The organism is Marinilactibacillus sp. Marseille-P9653, from assembly GCF_916618885.1.
GTDB lineage: Bacteria > Bacillota > Bacilli > Lactobacillales > Carnobacteriaceae_A > Marinilactibacillus.
The window spans coordinates 1,162,114-1,178,053 of sequence record NZ_CAKAKH010000001.1 but is presented as its reverse complement, the minus strand read 5'-3'; the positions used below and the strand labels follow the sequence as shown (position 1 = coordinate 1,178,053).

Genomic DNA, 15,940 nt, shown 5'->3' with positions numbered 1-15,940 from the left:
TAGCATCTTTCTAGACACTTACAACAAGATAGTTGTGAACTTTACGTTAACTAGTAAATTATATACATTTATATAGTAAAAAAATTTTTTTTGGCTATAAATTAATCTAGATTATATAAATCTCTTGTATAAACTTTTTCTTTAACATCTTCTATGTCATCAGTTAATCGGTTTGCTACTATCACATCTACACTGGACTTAAACTCTTCTAAGTCCTTATATACTTTAGAGTTGTAGAACAGTTTTTCTTCTAAAACCGGTTCGTAAACGACTACTTCGATTCCTTTAGCTTTTAGTCTTTTCATAATTCCCTGAATCGAGCTCTGTCTGAAGTTGTCAGATCCAGCTTTCATAACTAACCGGTAGATACCAACTCTTTTAGGGTTTTTAGCTAAAATTTGATCAGCGACAAAGTCTTTTCTAGTTCTATTGGCATCCACAATAGCGCCAATAATATTATTAGGAACTTTATCATAATTAGCTAATAATTGCTTAGTATCTTTAGGTAAGCAATATCCACCATAACCAAACGATGGATTATTGTAGTGATCTCCAATCCTAGGATCTAAACTAACACCATCAATAATGGATTTTGTATCTAATCCATGTACTTCAGCATAAGTGTCTAATTCATTAAAGTATGCTACCCGCAATGCCAAGTAGGTGTTCGCAAATAATTTGACTGCTTCTGCTTCAGTCGAATTCATCAATAGAACCGATATGTCTTCTTTTATTGCGCCTTCTACTAAAAGATCTGCAAATTTTTGTGCACGGCTTGATTCTTCTCCAATGATGATTCTACTTGGATATAGGTTATCGTATAACGCTTTACCTTCGCGAAGAAATTCAGGTGAGAAAATAATATTGTCTGTATTAAATTTTTCTTTAACTGATGCAGTATATCCAACAGGTATAGTAGATTTAATAATGATCGTTGCTTCAGGAACATACTCTAAAACATCTTCGATAACTACTTCAACTAAAGAAGTATCAAAATAATTGTTTTTGTCATCATAATTCGTGGGAGCAGCAATTACTACATATTCTGGATTATGTCCATAAGCAATAGATTTATCTGAAGTTGCTTCCAAATTTAATTCTTTAGTTGACAAATATTTTTCAATTTCTTTATCTATTATTGGAGATTTTTTATTATTAATCATTTCAACTTTTTCTTCAATTACTTCTAAAGCTTTGACCTGATTGTTTTGAGCTAAAAGAATGGCATTGGATAAACCTACATATCCCATTCCTACTACAGTAATATTCATTTTTTTATTTCCTTTCATAAATAAATCTAGTTTATTCCAAGCTCTTGCTTAAGTATATTACTAACTCTTTGAATTTCTTCATTTGGAATAAATTCATAATAAATTCCATCTTGTAGTCTACCAGTTCCAGATAGTTGTTCTTGATCAATCGTATTAATTGCTGAATTGTATTTTGTAAAAGTATCGACCATATCATTGAAAGTTAGATTAGTTTTCATATTCGCGCTTAAAGAATTAAGGACAGTTTTATAATTCATTACAGATTCCACTGAAGCCATTTTTCTTATCGTAGCTTGTACTACTTCTCTTTGTCTTTCTTGACGACCATAATCTCCGTTAGGATCTTGCTTACGCATTCTTGAGTATTCAAGAGCCATTTTTCCATTCATATTAGATTGTTGACCATTTACAAAATTGTAACCACTTTGTTCAAACGTCAGATGAGGAGTAATAGTAATCCCGCCCACTGCATCAACAATCTGTTGTAAGCCTTCCATGTCCACGGATATATAGTAATCAATTGGTATATCGAACAAATTTTGTACTGTATTGACTGACATTGAAGTACCACCAAATGCATATGCATGATTGATTTTGTCCATTGTACCTCTACCAACAATTTCTGTATATGTGTCTCTAGGAATACTGACTATTGTAGTTTTCTCAGTATTAGGATTAACAGTCATCACCATCATCGTATCAGATCTACCTTGTTCAACTCTTCCATCGTCTCCAGTATCAATCCCTAATAGTAAAACAGAAAATGCGTCAGTCCCTTCGTCTACAACTACTGGATTATCTCGTTTTTGATCATGATCGGAAGGTGTATACATTTCGTCTGTAGATGCTTGTATATCTTTATAAACTTGCCAACCTACAAATAGCCCAATCGCAGTAAAAATTCCTAAAAAAATTAACAGACCTAGTAGTATTTTTTTCTTCTTCTTTTTGTACGTTGTTCATTTTCCACTAAATGTTCCTTCTTTCACATATGTATAATTATCACTTATACAGTTTACCAATAAAATTACAGATTACAATATAATAATTGTGTTTAACCTTTAACGGTGGTAATAATCTTTATACCAAGTCACAAACTCTTTAAGCCCTTTTTCAATATTAATTTTTGGTTCAAAGCTGAAATCTCTTTTCAAGTTGTCAATGTTAGCATAAGTTGACTTAACATCTCCTCGTTGCATTGGCAAAAATTCTTTATATGCCTTAATTCCAAGAAGATTTTCCAGTGTTTCTACAAAACTTAGTAACTTTACAGGTTTGTTATTTCCAATATTATAAAGTTTATAAATCTCTTTTTCGTTACTTTTTTTGGAGCCTATCATTACTTTGTAAATTCCTTCAACGATATCATCTATAAAAGTAAAGTCTCGCATCATATCCCCATTATTAAAAAGTTTGATTGATTCTCCATTAATAATTCTTTTAGTGAAAGAAAAATATGCCATATCCGGTCTACCATATGGTCCGTAGACAGTAAAAAATCTTAATCCTGTAGTTTTTAAATTAAATAAATGACTATACGTATGCGCAATCAATTCGTTGGATTTTTTTGTAGCGGCATACATACTAATTGGATGATCAACATTATCTTCTGTTGAAAATGGTATAGTCTTACTCATTCCGTATACTGAACTAGATGATGCATAAAGGAAATGTTGAACATTATGATTTTTAGACAACTCTATCACGTTGGAAAACCCTACAATATTGGATTGGATATACAAACTAGGATTACTTATAGAATGTCTGACTCCTGCTTGTGCTGCCAAATGTACTACGATTTCAATTTTGAACTTTTCAAATAATTTAGTTAAAGCATCGTTATCTTCTAAATTTCCTTTGATAAATGTAAAATTATCATAACGTGTCAACTGTTCAAGCCTATCATTCTTCAATTGAACATCATAGTAATCGTTCAAATTATCAAATCCTACTACCTTATGTCCTTCTTTTAATAATTTCTCAGATAAATGCATACCGATAAAACCAGCTGCACCTGTTACTAGTATAGTCATTTAATCTATCCAATACTTATAAGTTTTTTATTCGCTACTTTTTCATAGTTAATAATGAACGTGCTGTTTAATTTTATTACAGAGCTCAAAGTTTTACAACATTATTTTCACTTTATACTTACTTTTATTTCCGATAGCATCTCTTTCGGGATAAAATTGTCACTTTTTGTTTTGATAGTATTTATTTATTCTATATGAATTGATAAAACAATTTTGGCTAAGGTAAGTACGTGTAATTAAGTGAGTAACAATATAGAAATAAAGAGCCAACTATGCACCTCTTAAATGCAACCAGTTGACTCTTCATAAATATTCAATTTTCTATTATAATTTTAATTCCCAAAATACCGATTGACCCCATCTGTGATAGACGTTGTAATCGTCTCTTGATAGGAGTTTGTACGAACTTTTTTAAGTTCATTTGCATCACTCATAAAACCAAGTTCTACTAAGATTGCTGGCATTTGAGTTTTTCTGAGTACGTTTAAGTTAAGACCTTTAACGCCTCTGTTAGTCATTCCTGTTCTTTGAACCATAAGGTTTTGAACACTGTCTGCAAGATCTCTACTTTTTCTAATCCTTGAATCAGAAATATTTAGATTCTCTCGTCTAGTTTGTTGAGGATAGCTATTGTGATGAACAAAGGTCTCTAGCCCCTTAGAACCTCTAGATCCTGCATTATAATGAACACTAATAAAAATATCTGCGTTCAAATTGTTCGCTAAGCGCGATCTATAATCCAAATCAGCAGCTAGAGCTGTTGCAAAGTGCTTATCTGTGTCTCTTGTCATAACGACTTCGTACTTACCTGTTCTTTGTAATTTATCTCTTAATCTCTTAGAAGTATCTAAGTTTAGAGTTTTTTCGGCAATTCCATATACAGCACCAAAGAAGTTTCCACCATGTCCTGGATCAATAACGATGACTGGCTTTCTACCTCCTAAACGTTCGTATTTAAACAAATCAACTACCTTAGAAGGTAAAACGGCTTCTCCACCAAATAAGGTATAGCTTCTAATTTTATTGTTGCGTGTAAAGCTCATGGCTTTTGTCATGTTAGCATCTACTTCATTGACTAGCACAACACCAGTATTGTTTTTACCTGCTAATACGGATCCTGTCAATGCATCCACAAAATCTCTACCAGTTGCCACATAAGCACTATTTTGAATGCCAAAGAAATCTAAAACGTTGATATTGGTTTCGTAACGACTACTACCAGGAATACGTTTTTGCGATCTAGCTCCTGAATTGTGTAAGGTATCTGTTGAAGATTTACTAATGGCGTCCACTCCACCGATGACATACCACATGTTGATTTGCTTAGCCATTTTCTTAGGTTGGTCTGCTAAAGCTTTGCTTCTAGTCAAGTAAATAGGTGCACCACGACGTCCTGCAATTGCAGCAACACTCATGGCATCCGCAAAGTCTTCTCCACTAACTAAAAAGGCTTCGCTAGATTTTGTACGGCTTCTAATTTCATTCGCAATAACTTCCGCTGTATCATAACGGGTTTTTCCAGAGAATCTTTTATTAGAGAGTCCAAGTTGAGACAATCTATTTTCTACTGATTTAGAAATAGCTGCTTCTCCACCAAGGATAATCGCTTGTTTCGCACCTAGTCGTTGAATTTCTTTGATGGTTGCATCTTCTAATTTGTCTGTTCTAGTCAGTAAAATCGGTACATTCATATTTACAGCTAATGGCACACCAGCTAAGGCATCCGCAAAGTTATGCGAATTCGCAATGATAACAGTTTGAGATGTTCTCCAGCCATTTTTACTGATTTCTGCAGCTGTATGGAAACGGGTGCTTCCACTAAGTCTGTTAACTGAATTCATAACGGTACTACTAGTCGATACATCATTACTGAATACACTGAATTGGTCCGTATCAAGTTCTGGCGTCAGTGCTTCGAATTCTTCTACAAAAGATTGATCAACTGACTCTTTATGGTCTGCCATAAAGCTAACGAGCGAGCTTAATTCAGCGTCTGTAAAGTTCAAGACATTAAACATTTCCAATTGAGAATTAACTGTTTGTTCCGCATCTAAAAAGAGTAAGAACTCATTGATATAGCCTTGGATTTCTGATTCTGATAATGAGTCAAAGTTTGCAAGAAACTGCTTGAAGGCAGCTGTTATTTCTTCTTCGGAAGTAAAGTCTATGTTTAGCTCTATTGACGCCGCTTCAAGATCTTCTTCTGATACTGCTTCGTTTTCTTGTTCAGGTGTTTCTGTGATTTCTTCTTCTGTTACGTCACTATTTTCTGTTTCTGCATAAACTGTGCTGAACTTTAATACTGTAAACACGAGAGCAAAACTTAACATAGCTGCGATAATAAATTTAAAACCTGTATTCTTTTGAAGATGTTTAAACATGATACGCTCCTTTTCAATCCTTTAACAATACTTACAACAACTGTCTACCTACTGACCTTTTGTACTATAGTTTTTCAATGAATCTGCAATTTTATTTGGCAGTACTTTTTCTCCACCAAGGAAATTGAATTGATTGATATTTTGTCGACTAACAAATTGGATATTTCGATTTAAAATATCTTGTCTGTTTTCTGTTAGCATGATTCCTGTATTTTTCTGAGCCGCTAGTACTGCACCCGTTAAGGCATCGATATAATCTCTACCGGTCGATACATAAACCTGACTATTGCTCGTACCGTAATACTTGATCACATTTTGATTGGTTTCATAGCGGTCTGAACCGGAAATTCTTGTCGCACTGGCACCAAGTTTTTGTAGTTCAGCTTCTGTACTCGCTTGAACAACACTTGAACCTCCGATGATCTGCCAATTTTTAATCGTTTTAGTGGCTTCTTTAATATCATCCGTTAATCGATCTTGTCTTGTTAAATAAATAGGTCTATTATTTTGAGCAGCGAATGATGCGACACTCATAGCGTCCACAAAGTTATCTCCACTTACAATAACCGCTTCTTTTACACCCGGAGATTGTCTATTTAGTTCTTTCGCTATTAAACCAGCCGTCTGGTATCTTGTTTCTCCTGCGAGTCTATTAACGGAAATCACTTTTTGTGCTAAAGTTTTTTCTACATTAGCAGAAATCGCTTGTTCTCCACCTAAGATCACAACGTTTTGAGCACCTAATCTGTTTAGCTCGTTCAAGGTAGCTGATTCTAGCTCACCTGTTCTAGTGAGTAAAATTGGTGCTTTCATTGCTCCGGCTAGTGGAACACCTGCTAAAGCATCTGCAAAGTTATGAGAATTTGCCAGTACGACCGTACTAGTTTTATCCCAACCTTGTTTACTGATATTAACGGCTGTCTCAAAACGGGTCTCTCCACTGATACGTGACACTTTACGGTCATATTGTGTCAGGTTGTATTGATTGATTTTGTCTTTGATTTTACTCACATAAACGCCATCTGTAGCGTAGCCTTTCAAACCACCGTTATCCAAGACATCCCAAACTGATTTTGAATTACTTACCCAAGTACCAGAATAGAAATTGCTATCCCAGCCTGGACCATACCTTAAGCGGTCTGCATAGCCTTGTACTGCAGCCGGATAAGAACTAAAAGACTGGAATTCAGCAAGCACTTGAATTTTCTCAGTTTTGTCGCCGACTTTAACTTCTTCCCATGTCCAGTCTAAAATGCTCGTAACACTACCTCTTGCTTTAAGTCCCATCAATACATGGTATGGCGCTCTAGACTTGTCACTCATCCCGACGCTTCTTTCCACTCCCGTTTCATGAATGGCTTGCGCAAGCATTAGTGAAGGCCACAGTTTTTCTTCTCCGCTTTGATTCGCAATTTCAACTGCGACGGGTGCTAGTGATTGAATCATTTCTTCTGCTGAATTGTATGTAAGTGGCTTACCGTATTCAATCAATTTTGCTTTCTGTGATGAAGGCAGATTCGCTTCTACACCTTGTTTTGTGACTGCTAGTTTTGTACCGATATCTAAATGACTCGGTATAGAAGAAAGATTGTTCCATACACGAAGTTGCGTTTGCGTTAGGCCGAAAGACTGACTAATCGAATAAAAAGTATCGCCTTTCACGACTGTATAGATGCCATTTTTATGGGTTCTGTTAACAGAAGACGTTCTTACTTCAGTCAGATCAATAATTTCTGCATCTAAATCAAGGCTCTCTTCACTGATTAATTCATCATTATTTAAATGCGAAAGAATATTTTCTACTTCCACACCATTCAACTCATCAGCGCTTACCTGATGATCTAATAAACTAAATCCCAATGCCAATGGAATCAGCGTTGTTACGATATGTTTCTTTGTACTCTTTTTCATCTTATCCTCCTTTTATTTAAAGAACAGGTTTCAGTTAACTATTTTGATTTTAAGTGATCTACTAATTTACTTGGAAACAGTCGCTTCGCTACATTTTTGAATTCAGTCAAAACTTTGTGCTTTGAACTGACAGTCTCAACTTTAGAAATAAAGGGACGTCTAAATTTTAGAGATAAAGGATAACCATTTGATAAATTGTAGAGGTACTTTATTCGACCTTCGACAAAATCAAGTTTGAAATCCATATACGTCTTCTCTTTTAGCATTAATTCTAGTACCCTAATGATTTTATAGTAAGAGATGTAAGCATACTTCAACTGTTCTATTGAGCGGTTTGTCGTGATTGAATTCAATCGATATCTTCGGTAATACAGATCTTCATTCAAGTAAAGCATACTTTTAGCTTCTAAAAATAATTGAGTAGAAAACAACTGATCTTCATGAATGATATTTTCTTCGAACAGTATTCCATTATCGATGACAAGTGACTTCTTGAAAATGTACAAGCATGGACTTGCTTTAAAGCTATCCAAGTTCGCTTTAAGAGACTTTCCTGTATAGAGTTTCTCTTCTTTTAGAAACTCGCTAAGATCGTAATTTACGACGGTATAATCTAGTGCGACGCCTTCTTCATAAAAAGGTGTTGCATTGAATCTCACCATATCAGGCTCATATCGTTCGACGAGTGGCAAAAGTTGACTAATGGTATCTTCTCTCCAGTAATCGTCTGAATCAATAAACACCATATATTCTCCTACCGCTTCAGACATGCCTTTATTTCTTGCTACAGACACACCTGAGTTCTTCTGCGCAATCACAGTGAAATCCGTATCTTTTTGAAGATTATAAATCACTTCTAAGCTCTGATCTGTGCTTCCATCGTCTACAACAATCAGTTCTGTATCATTTGTTATTTGCTTGAGCACTGACTGGATACATTCTGCAATATAATCCTCTACGTTATAAACTGGAATAATGATTGAGAGTTTTTTGTTCAAAAGCTAACCTCCTAACGTATTAATACATTTTTATTAATTTATGTAAATATAATAACAATTTAGATTGAATCTAATTTATTATATTATAAACACTCTCACTTCCCAATTCTATTATATGACTTCCGACATTACAACTGCTTATGGGTAAAAATTACTTTTTTTTGTAGTCATTTCAATAATTTAGACAACTATTTGATACATTTTTTGAATAAAATAGGTCCTTTCTCGAATATTTCACAAAATAAAGGGCTTTAAATCCTATAAACATACTGTTCATAAGAGTTAAGCCCTTTTTGAAAATATTTTTTAATTTACGACAAGATCTTTCAATTCTTTGAATTGTTTTGTAACCAGTACACCAACTAGCAAACCGATCACAAAGATTATTCCTTTGTATACTAAATTGAAGAAGATAATAGAAGTGATATCTGGCAACCAGAAGAATAGTAAAAACTGAATTAGTCCCATTACTAATGGTTTCGATAAAGCAACCAGTACTTCTTTGTATGTCGATTCAAAAACTTTATACATTAATAAGTAATTATTTATGACAAAGTTAATCGTAAAGGATATAACAACCATCATGGCTACTGATTCGATTGTACCAAGATAAACTCCATAGCAGATTGCAATGACGTTAAAGATGGTAGATTGTATACCTGAGAATAGCAGCAAATCTGTACGGTTCGCTGACTGATAAAAGGCACCGGTACTAGATGCAATCATTTGAACCCAAATCGATATGGCTAATATTTGGAATACGGGTATACTGGCTTCCCACTGTGAACCGGAAAGCAAGAGAATAATATCCCGAGCTGCAAAGAAACAAAAAACTGATACGGCAATACCGATATCTCCTAGTAGACGAATAACTTTCAAATAAACGTCTTTAATTACATGCTTCTGATCTTGATAGTCAGACATAATCGGTTGAATAACGGGAGTCAGTACCCCACTTAAGATTGTATTTGGATAGACAGATAACTGGTAAGATCTATTATAGAATGCAAGTGGAGATGACCCCATAAACCGACCAATCAAGATATTATCCAGATTTCTAGAGAAATAATTGATGAAGTTAAACATAAACTGGTTTCTTGCGAAGGCCCATATTTTTAAAATAGGCTCTTTTCTCAACTTAGCTCTGTAATTAATTTTCGTACGACTAAAATAGAAGGCAAACATTGTTAATACCTTTATCAATCGACCAATAATAATTGAATAATAACTGAAGCCGAGCAACGCTAAAGCAATGGCAACTATACCAAAAAGTATATTCGATACAACTTCTAATACATTTACAGATTTGAAGTCTTTTCTTTTGAGTAATAAAGCCCTAGGAATAATCATGAGTCCATAAAAGAAAATCTCGAATCCCATAATGATGAATATAGGTACATAGACCGTTTGATCATAAAAGTTATTCGCAGGCTGTCCCAGTAAGGCAAATACAAGCCCTAAAATAAAAGAGACAATGACTGAAAATTTAAAAATGGATCCTGTATCTTCGTCATCTAATGTTTGATTTTGGATAATGGCTGGTCCAAACCCCATGTCCGCTAGCATATCAAAAAATACTAGAAACACTTGCACGATGGTTACGATACCATATTCTTCAGGTGTCAATAGTCTAGCCAAGACTGCATTGATCAAAATATTAATGATCATATTCGAATATTTTCCTATAGCACTGAATATAATCCCTGTCTTAAAATCGCTTTTCGACATTGCGTTAATTCCTTCTTTCTTACAAATACGTTTTTTAAACTCATTAAATCAAAGTGTACAGTACTTAACTAAAATTTATATTAAGTATTTACTTTAAAGCATCTTTATAAATTTCACGAATTTTATCTGCATAATCACTTGGATCATGATGTTCTTTAACATAACTAATTGTCTTCTCAGCTTTGGTTCTTACTTGATCTCTATTTTGAAAGATATCCAGCACAATTTTTTCTAGTTGATCCATGATCACCTGACTCAATTCTGTTCGCTGTTCTTCGGTCACATATAGCCCTTCACCAAACTCATTTTTTGGTACATCGATCACCCAACCGTGCTGATTACTATTGATTTCAGATAGTGCTCTAATATCTGTTGTAATCACTGGGCAACCGCTCGCTTGCAATTCTAATACTGAATATCCATACGTATCTGCCCAAGTCGGTAATAAGCCGATCTGATGGGATTTCATTAAGTCTAGTACTTGAGTGTTCGGAAGACTCTTGTGATGGGTAATCCATGTTTGATTTCTTTCAATAATGGAAACAGCTTCGTCAATTTCTTTCTGTCCGGCTTTTGTAGCATAGTCATAGGCATCCAGCTTACTGACGATCGTCAGTTGTAGCTGAATGTTCTGCTGATTCACAAGTTTTTCAAACGTTCTAAGTATTTCTAGTCCACCTTTACGGAAAAAATCTCCTCCGACGATAATGAACGATAAAGCATCCGATTCTTTGATCATTTTATCTTCATAACGTTCTACCAGAAGTTTCTGTGGAGGATGGATTACGACCATTTTTTGCTCGATACGCTCTTTGTACTCTGGATAGTGATTCAATAATGTCGTTTCAAAGTTCGCTGTACACTCTGAAATCGCTAGGATTTTTTTACAAGTATCTCCTGCCAGAGCCTTTAAAGCTTTTTCCAGTTGTTTGTTTTGTTTTGGAATGCCTTTTGTTTGATGATCCAGTAAAGGAGAAAATCTTGGAATAAAGGTTTCAAACGTAGAGACCCAAGGCGTTTTACCGTAGCTAATATTATTAAAGAAATGCAGTAAATCGACTTTGTTCAAACCAAAGTCATTGAATGCATGTTTCACATCGGCAAAGTTGTGTTCTGCATTCGGTAATTTTAGTTTCTTAGGTACATAAGCTACATAACTTAGAAATTTATAGTAATCAAAGATTTTTTGGTACTCTACACCATCAACGATATCAATAATACTGCGTGTATTTGGGTATGAATCCCAGACGTAACCTACTTTAATCTGACTCATGATTGATCTGTCCTAACCTTATTTTGTATGGTAATCTTTTTCGTTAGCATATTCTTTTAAATAAAATTTTACTTTGTTCAGCACAAACATTGGATTAATGTATTTTCCTTTTATTAAAGTAACTCGGTTTGAAGTTAAGAGATAAAGTGCTTTTAAAATCGCTTTTGAAGGTAGTTTGTATTTGATTGCTGTAATGATTGAAGTCAAGCCACTTAAATCCAACAGCGCAAATGAATCTTTATCTAGATTGGTTTTAAGGAATTTGTAGTAAGTAATAAAGACTTTCAGTCTAGTGAAGTAAGAAGCTTCACTTACTGTCGTAATCAAGCTCCCAGCACTTTTAGTCACACAATAAATCACTTCATCACTCACATGATAATTTTGAAGCCAATACCCAACGAGTGTTGAAAACATGACGTCGTTTGAACTCATCACTTCTTCAAACTTGATTTGATGTTCTTCAATGAATTCACGACTGATTAGTTTGGACCATGGCACCATATATTTGTATCTAAGGTTTAAATCATTGAGCTTGGATGGGTCTTTTAGTGCTTGTTTCGTTAGTTTTGCATACTCTTCGTGACGCTCTGTCAACTCACCCGTTTCAAGTTCCATACTGGTGGGCGTGAAGAAAACTACTTCTAAATTCGTTTCAAAGTATTGAGAGACTTTATCGTAAAAGTTCTCAGTGAAAAAATCATCGTCATCTGCAAATAATAACCATTTACCTTCTGCTAAATCTAGCCCCGTGTTTCGGCATCCACCTGCACCTTTACCATGGCGGTTTTCTACAAAAAGAACGTTTTCGTTTTGGTATTCTGATGCCAGTTGTTGAAATGAAGCTTTAGTTTTAATGGAATGATCATCTATTACGATCACTTGAATATCTTCTGAACTAGGAATCGTGTGCAGCAGATTCTTTAAAGTCTCTACAGATTCATAGTGGGGAATAATAACCGTTAAATTGTACATATAATCTCCTTAACTCTTCTCTGATCTTACACAAACTACTATTTGCTCATAGACTAAAGTATACCCTCTAAAATGGCAAATTAAAAGAGGGGTCTCCCCCTCTTTCTAGTATTGTACGATTGTGACAGGTGCATCCAGTTTTTCAATCTGAATTCTTTGGTTTTTGTACCAGTCTTTATCGGTTTGATTTTGTTTCACTAGAATCACAACTTCGTCATAAGTGTACGCTGGATTCGTATTAGATACTTCGTCAGCAATTGTTAATTTTGTTTGTTGTCCTGAAACGGCTTTTTGAGACAACTTTTTGCTTAATTCCGTAGGTAATACTTGTTGGCTCAAAACAAGTTTCTTTTTAGAAGTCGGATTTTCAATCGCAAAAGCTAGATTATTTAAATATTGTTCTTCTGAAACAGAAGCTAGTTTAGTTAAATAAACCACTTTATCTTTAGCATCTTTTTCTAATTTATAAGAAATGGGTACTTTTTTCTGGAATACGGATTTTAAAATAGCAATCAGTACAGCCACAATAATTGAAAGTATGATTCCACCAACAATGGCTACAGTGATAGCAGTAGTAGAAAGCTCTGCTAATTGAGTTCCAGCAAGATCGAACCAAGATTGTTCCTCTTCTAGAAACGGCTCGTCGTCCATTGCGTAGACTGTTTTATCTTCAAGAAAAGGTAATTCTTGATTTGTAATAAGATCATAATACGCATTCGCAATTTTTTCGTTGTCCGCTACATCAGCTGTTCCGATTACAACACGTAAAATATCGTTTTCGCTAGCTACCCCAATCGAATGAATCGCTTCAGGTTCAATTGCAACACCTGATCTCTCTTCAATCATCGATACGACATCTTCACTAATCATAATATTTGTAAGTACTGCTTGATTGTTCATAAACTCCTGAGACTCTTTTTCTACCAATACTTTGAATGTATATCGGTCATGACCGAGCGCTTCTTTAACTTGATCTAGTTCACTTACAGATACATCTTCTGGTTCTCTTTCTAAAATCTCAACAACTTCTTCTTGTGATAGATACTCTGGTTCTAATATTTCAGAATCCGAGCTTAGCAAGTTATAACCAAACAAAGCTAAAAACACAACTAGAAATCCAGCTATCGAAATCCCTATAAGCTTTTTATTGACTTTGAAAAATGATTTAATTTCGTTCCATGTGGGTATAAGATTCACTTTAGTTCCTCCAATTTAAATATATATCTTCCATCATTCGAGCCGTATGTCTCATGTCATATGCTTCCAGTTCCTTGAGTGCCTCGTTCCCTAGTGGTTCTGAGAGCACTTTTTCAGCCCAATAGTCTTTTGGCTTATCTAGTGGAACAAACGTGACATTCTCTGACAGTTTTGTTTCTTTGGAAATTGTATCTGCAAGTACCAATTTATTCCCTGATGCCTGTGCTTCTACAGCAGAAATCGGTAATCCTTCGTAAAGAGAAGGCATCAAGAAGACATCAAATGCTTTTAACAGTTCCGGTATATCTTCTCTTACGCCTAGAAAAGACACTTTTTCGTTTATTCCAAGCGATGCTACCTTTTCTTTGATACTTTCCTCAAGAGAACCTTCTCCTAATAGTAACAAATGACTATCTGGTTGTTTCTCAAGGATTGCTTGAAAGATTTCAACCAACAAGGCATGATTCTTTTGTTCTTCAAAACGCCCAATATGTCCAACAACGAAAGTTTTATCATCAATAGACAGTTGTGCTTTGATTTCTGTTTTAGATAGTGGAACAGAACGATATTTTTCTAAGTCAATTCCATTAGGAACAAATACAAAGTCGTGATCATTGCCAAATAATGCTCTTCCAGCATCATAAGAACAAGCTAGATAGTCAGTCGCATACTTGAACATCAACTGGTCAAGGACCTTTCTAATCGTTTTAAATACGATACTTTGACCTTGCTCATGAGCTGTTGCGTGACTATGGACAATTCTTTTTTTGATTCCAGCTTGATTTGCTAGCCAGAGATTTAATCCACCACCGAAAAAGACTTGGCTATGAACAATATCAAAAGATTCTTTTTTCAGCAATTGTTTCACTTCTTTGATGTAATTAAAAATATTTTTCTTAGGATTGGTCACATAAAAGATACGACCACCCAGTGATTCAATTTCTTTATGATAAGGCTGAACATCTTTGAATTCGTCGTAGATCAGAAAATCGAACTGAATCTTTGTACGGTCGAGATTTCTGTACGTATTCATCATAAAGGTTTCTGCGCCTCCTCTTCCCATTCGACCTTGGAAATGGAGAACTCTTAAAGGCTTAGACATTGATGATTTCCTCAGCTTTCTGATCAGAATTAGAAATTCCCTTTTAACTTTTCAATCACTTTTGGAGAAGTATTGCTCACAATATACATTACTCTTGAGGCGATATAGACAAGTCTTTTACTTTTTGATTTAAAGAGCAAACTCATCGCTCTTCTCATCAGCCCCTCTTTACTAGAAAGTTTTGTAGCTTGGACAACTTCTGGATGATGCAAAATGGTTTTAATATAACTTAATTTTTGTTTGAACGTGAATGGACATTCTGGACTATGCACAGGGATGATACAAGACATGACGCCTTTAAGGAATAAAGCACTCGATCCATCTAAATGATTTAACGTCAGTTTCTTTAATTCAACATAAAATTCCACGAATGTATCAAACTTGTTCATCAGGAATTTATTTGTCAGGCTATGGCGCCCTTCGAATGAATAGCGGTATAACACATCCGAAACCACTTTAACTTTCTCGACGTGTTTATAATACCGGATATTGAATAGTCGATCTTCACAACTACTATAAGGTGGAAACTGAATCTGATTCTCCTGGATAATGTTCAATCTGTAAACTTTATTCCAAATCACATACATCAATTGCTGATTCATCAATGGATAAAGATGTTGAAGAAAAGCTTCATTACTTTCAATCAATTGATTTTCTGCAATGACTTCTCTAGTCTCAGCGACTTCACCTTTGTCCATCACATTCAGTGCATAAGAAGACACAATTAAATCCGGCCTACTTTCCTCAAGAATCGCCGCATAGATCTTAAGAGCACCTTTTGGTAAACCATCATCTGCATCCATCAAATAAAGATACTGTCCGGTAGCCTGCTGGATTCCAATGTTTCTGGCATTTCCCGGTCCCCCATTAGGAATCGTTTTTAGAGAGATCCTAGAGTCTGTATAAGTAAGATTCTGTACAACTTGTTCAGTGGCATCTGTAGAACCGTCATTCACAATGATCAGCTCAAAATCTGTCCACTTTTGCGTCAGAATACTGTTTACTGTTTGTTCAATACTTTTTGCAGCATTATATGCAGGCATGATAATACTAAAATAGGGCTGCCTCATAGTG

At 34.9% G+C, this 15,940-nt stretch carries 12 protein-coding genes; all 12 read right to left on the bottom strand.

Features of this window, described 5'->3' with window-relative positions; all coding sequences use genetic code 11:
• Positions 1 to 101: 101 nt before the first annotated feature.
• On the bottom strand, positions 102 to 1,271 hold the full coding sequence (locus LG377_RS05795) for a nucleotide sugar dehydrogenase (RefSeq protein ID WP_225743733.1): 1,170 nt from the start codon (positions 1,269 to 1,271) through the stop codon (positions 102 to 104).
• Between the two features lie 26 nt (positions 1,272 to 1,297).
• Positions 1,298 to 2,104, bottom strand: coding sequence for an LCP family protein (locus LG377_RS05790; protein ID WP_225743732.1), 807 nt, complete (start codon positions 2,102 to 2,104; stop codon positions 1,298 to 1,300).
• A gap of 228 nt (positions 2,105 to 2,332) precedes the next feature.
• Entirely contained in the window at positions 2,333 to 3,304 is a 972-nt protein-coding gene (locus LG377_RS05785; RefSeq protein WP_225743731.1) for an NAD-dependent epimerase/dehydratase family protein, read from the bottom strand.
• A gap of 332 nt (positions 3,305 to 3,636) precedes the next feature.
• The gene (locus tag LG377_RS05780; RefSeq protein ID WP_225743730.1) at positions 3,637 to 5,685 is read right to left on the bottom strand and encodes a cell wall-binding repeat-containing protein; all 2,049 of its coding nucleotides are present in this window, start codon (positions 5,683 to 5,685) and stop codon (positions 3,637 to 3,639) included.
• Between the two features lie 48 nt (positions 5,686 to 5,733).
• A complete protein-coding gene (locus LG377_RS05775) occupies positions 5,734 to 7,596 on the bottom strand; it encodes a cell wall-binding repeat-containing protein (RefSeq protein WP_225743729.1) in 1,863 nt (620 codons plus the stop codon).
• A 38-nt stretch (positions 7,597 to 7,634) separates the two neighbouring features.
• Positions 7,635 to 8,594 (bottom strand): glycosyltransferase, encoded by a 960-nt coding sequence (locus tag LG377_RS05770; protein WP_225743728.1) that lies wholly within the window; start codon positions 8,592 to 8,594, stop codon positions 7,635 to 7,637.
• Positions 8,595 to 8,900: 306 nt separating this feature from the next.
• Positions 8,901 to 10,322: a lipopolysaccharide biosynthesis protein gene (locus LG377_RS05765; RefSeq protein ID WP_225743727.1), complete on the bottom strand. Its 1,422-nt coding sequence runs from the start codon at positions 10,320 to 10,322 to the stop codon at positions 8,901 to 8,903.
• 88 nt (positions 10,323 to 10,410) lie between these two features.
• Positions 10,411 to 11,595 carry a glycosyltransferase family 4 protein gene (locus LG377_RS05760; protein ID WP_225743726.1) on the bottom strand — a complete coding sequence of 395 codons (1,185 nt, stop codon included), beginning with the start codon at positions 11,593 to 11,595 and terminating at the stop codon, positions 10,411 to 10,413.
• A gap of 18 nt (positions 11,596 to 11,613) precedes the next feature.
• Entirely contained in the window at positions 11,614 to 12,567 is a 954-nt protein-coding gene (locus tag LG377_RS05755) for a glycosyltransferase family A protein (protein ID WP_225743725.1), read from the bottom strand.
• A 105-nt stretch (positions 12,568 to 12,672) separates the two neighbouring features.
• The gene (locus tag LG377_RS05750) at positions 12,673 to 13,764 is read right to left on the bottom strand and encodes a hypothetical protein (protein WP_225743724.1); all 1,092 of its coding nucleotides are present in this window, start codon (positions 13,762 to 13,764) and stop codon (positions 12,673 to 12,675) included.
• Position 13,765: 1 nt separating this feature from the next.
• Positions 13,766 to 14,866, bottom strand: coding sequence for a glycosyltransferase family 1 protein (locus tag LG377_RS05745; RefSeq protein WP_225743723.1), 1,101 nt, complete (start codon positions 14,864 to 14,866; stop codon positions 13,766 to 13,768).
• A 29-nt stretch (positions 14,867 to 14,895) separates the two neighbouring features.
• The gene (locus LG377_RS05740) at positions 14,896 to 15,936 is read right to left on the bottom strand and encodes a glycosyltransferase family 2 protein (RefSeq protein ID WP_225743722.1); all 1,041 of its coding nucleotides are present in this window, start codon (positions 15,934 to 15,936) and stop codon (positions 14,896 to 14,898) included.
• Positions 15,937 to 15,940: the final 4 nt, after the last annotated feature.

Bases quoted from the DNA above. Each gene is read 5' to 3' on its own strand.
- LG377_RS05775 (WP_225743729.1), bottom strand. From the start codon at position 7,596: ATGAAAAAGAGTACAAAGAAACATATCGTAACAACGCTGATTCCATTG.
- LG377_RS05760 (WP_225743726.1), bottom strand. From the start codon at position 11,595: ATGAGTCAGATTAAAGTAGGTTACGTCTGGGATTCATACCCAAATACA.
- LG377_RS05755 (WP_225743725.1), bottom strand. From the start codon at position 12,567: ATGTACAATTTAACGGTTATTATTCCCCACTATGAATCTGTAGAGACT.
- LG377_RS05795 (WP_225743733.1), bottom strand. From the start codon at position 1,271: ATGAATATTACTGTAGTAGGAATGGGATATGTAGGTTTATCCAATGCC.
- LG377_RS05785 (WP_225743731.1), bottom strand. From the start codon at position 3,304: ATGACTATACTAGTAACAGGTGCAGCTGGTTTTATCGGTATGCATTTA.
- LG377_RS05765 (WP_225743727.1), bottom strand. From the start codon at position 10,322: ATGTCGAAAAGCGATTTTAAGACAGGGATTATATTCAGTGCTATAGGA.
- LG377_RS05745 (WP_225743723.1), bottom strand. From the start codon at position 14,866: ATGTCTAAGCCTTTAAGAGTTCTCCATTTCCAAGGTCGAATGGGAAGA.
- LG377_RS05790 (WP_225743732.1), bottom strand. From the start codon at position 2,104: ATGTATACACCTTCCGATCATGATCAAAAACGAGATAATCCAGTAGTT.
- LG377_RS05780 (WP_225743730.1), bottom strand. From the start codon at position 5,685: ATGTTTAAACATCTTCAAAAGAATACAGGTTTTAAATTTATTATCGCA.
- LG377_RS05740 (WP_225743722.1), bottom strand. From the start codon at position 15,936: ATGAGGCAGCCCTATTTTAGTATTATCATGCCTGCATATAATGCTGCA.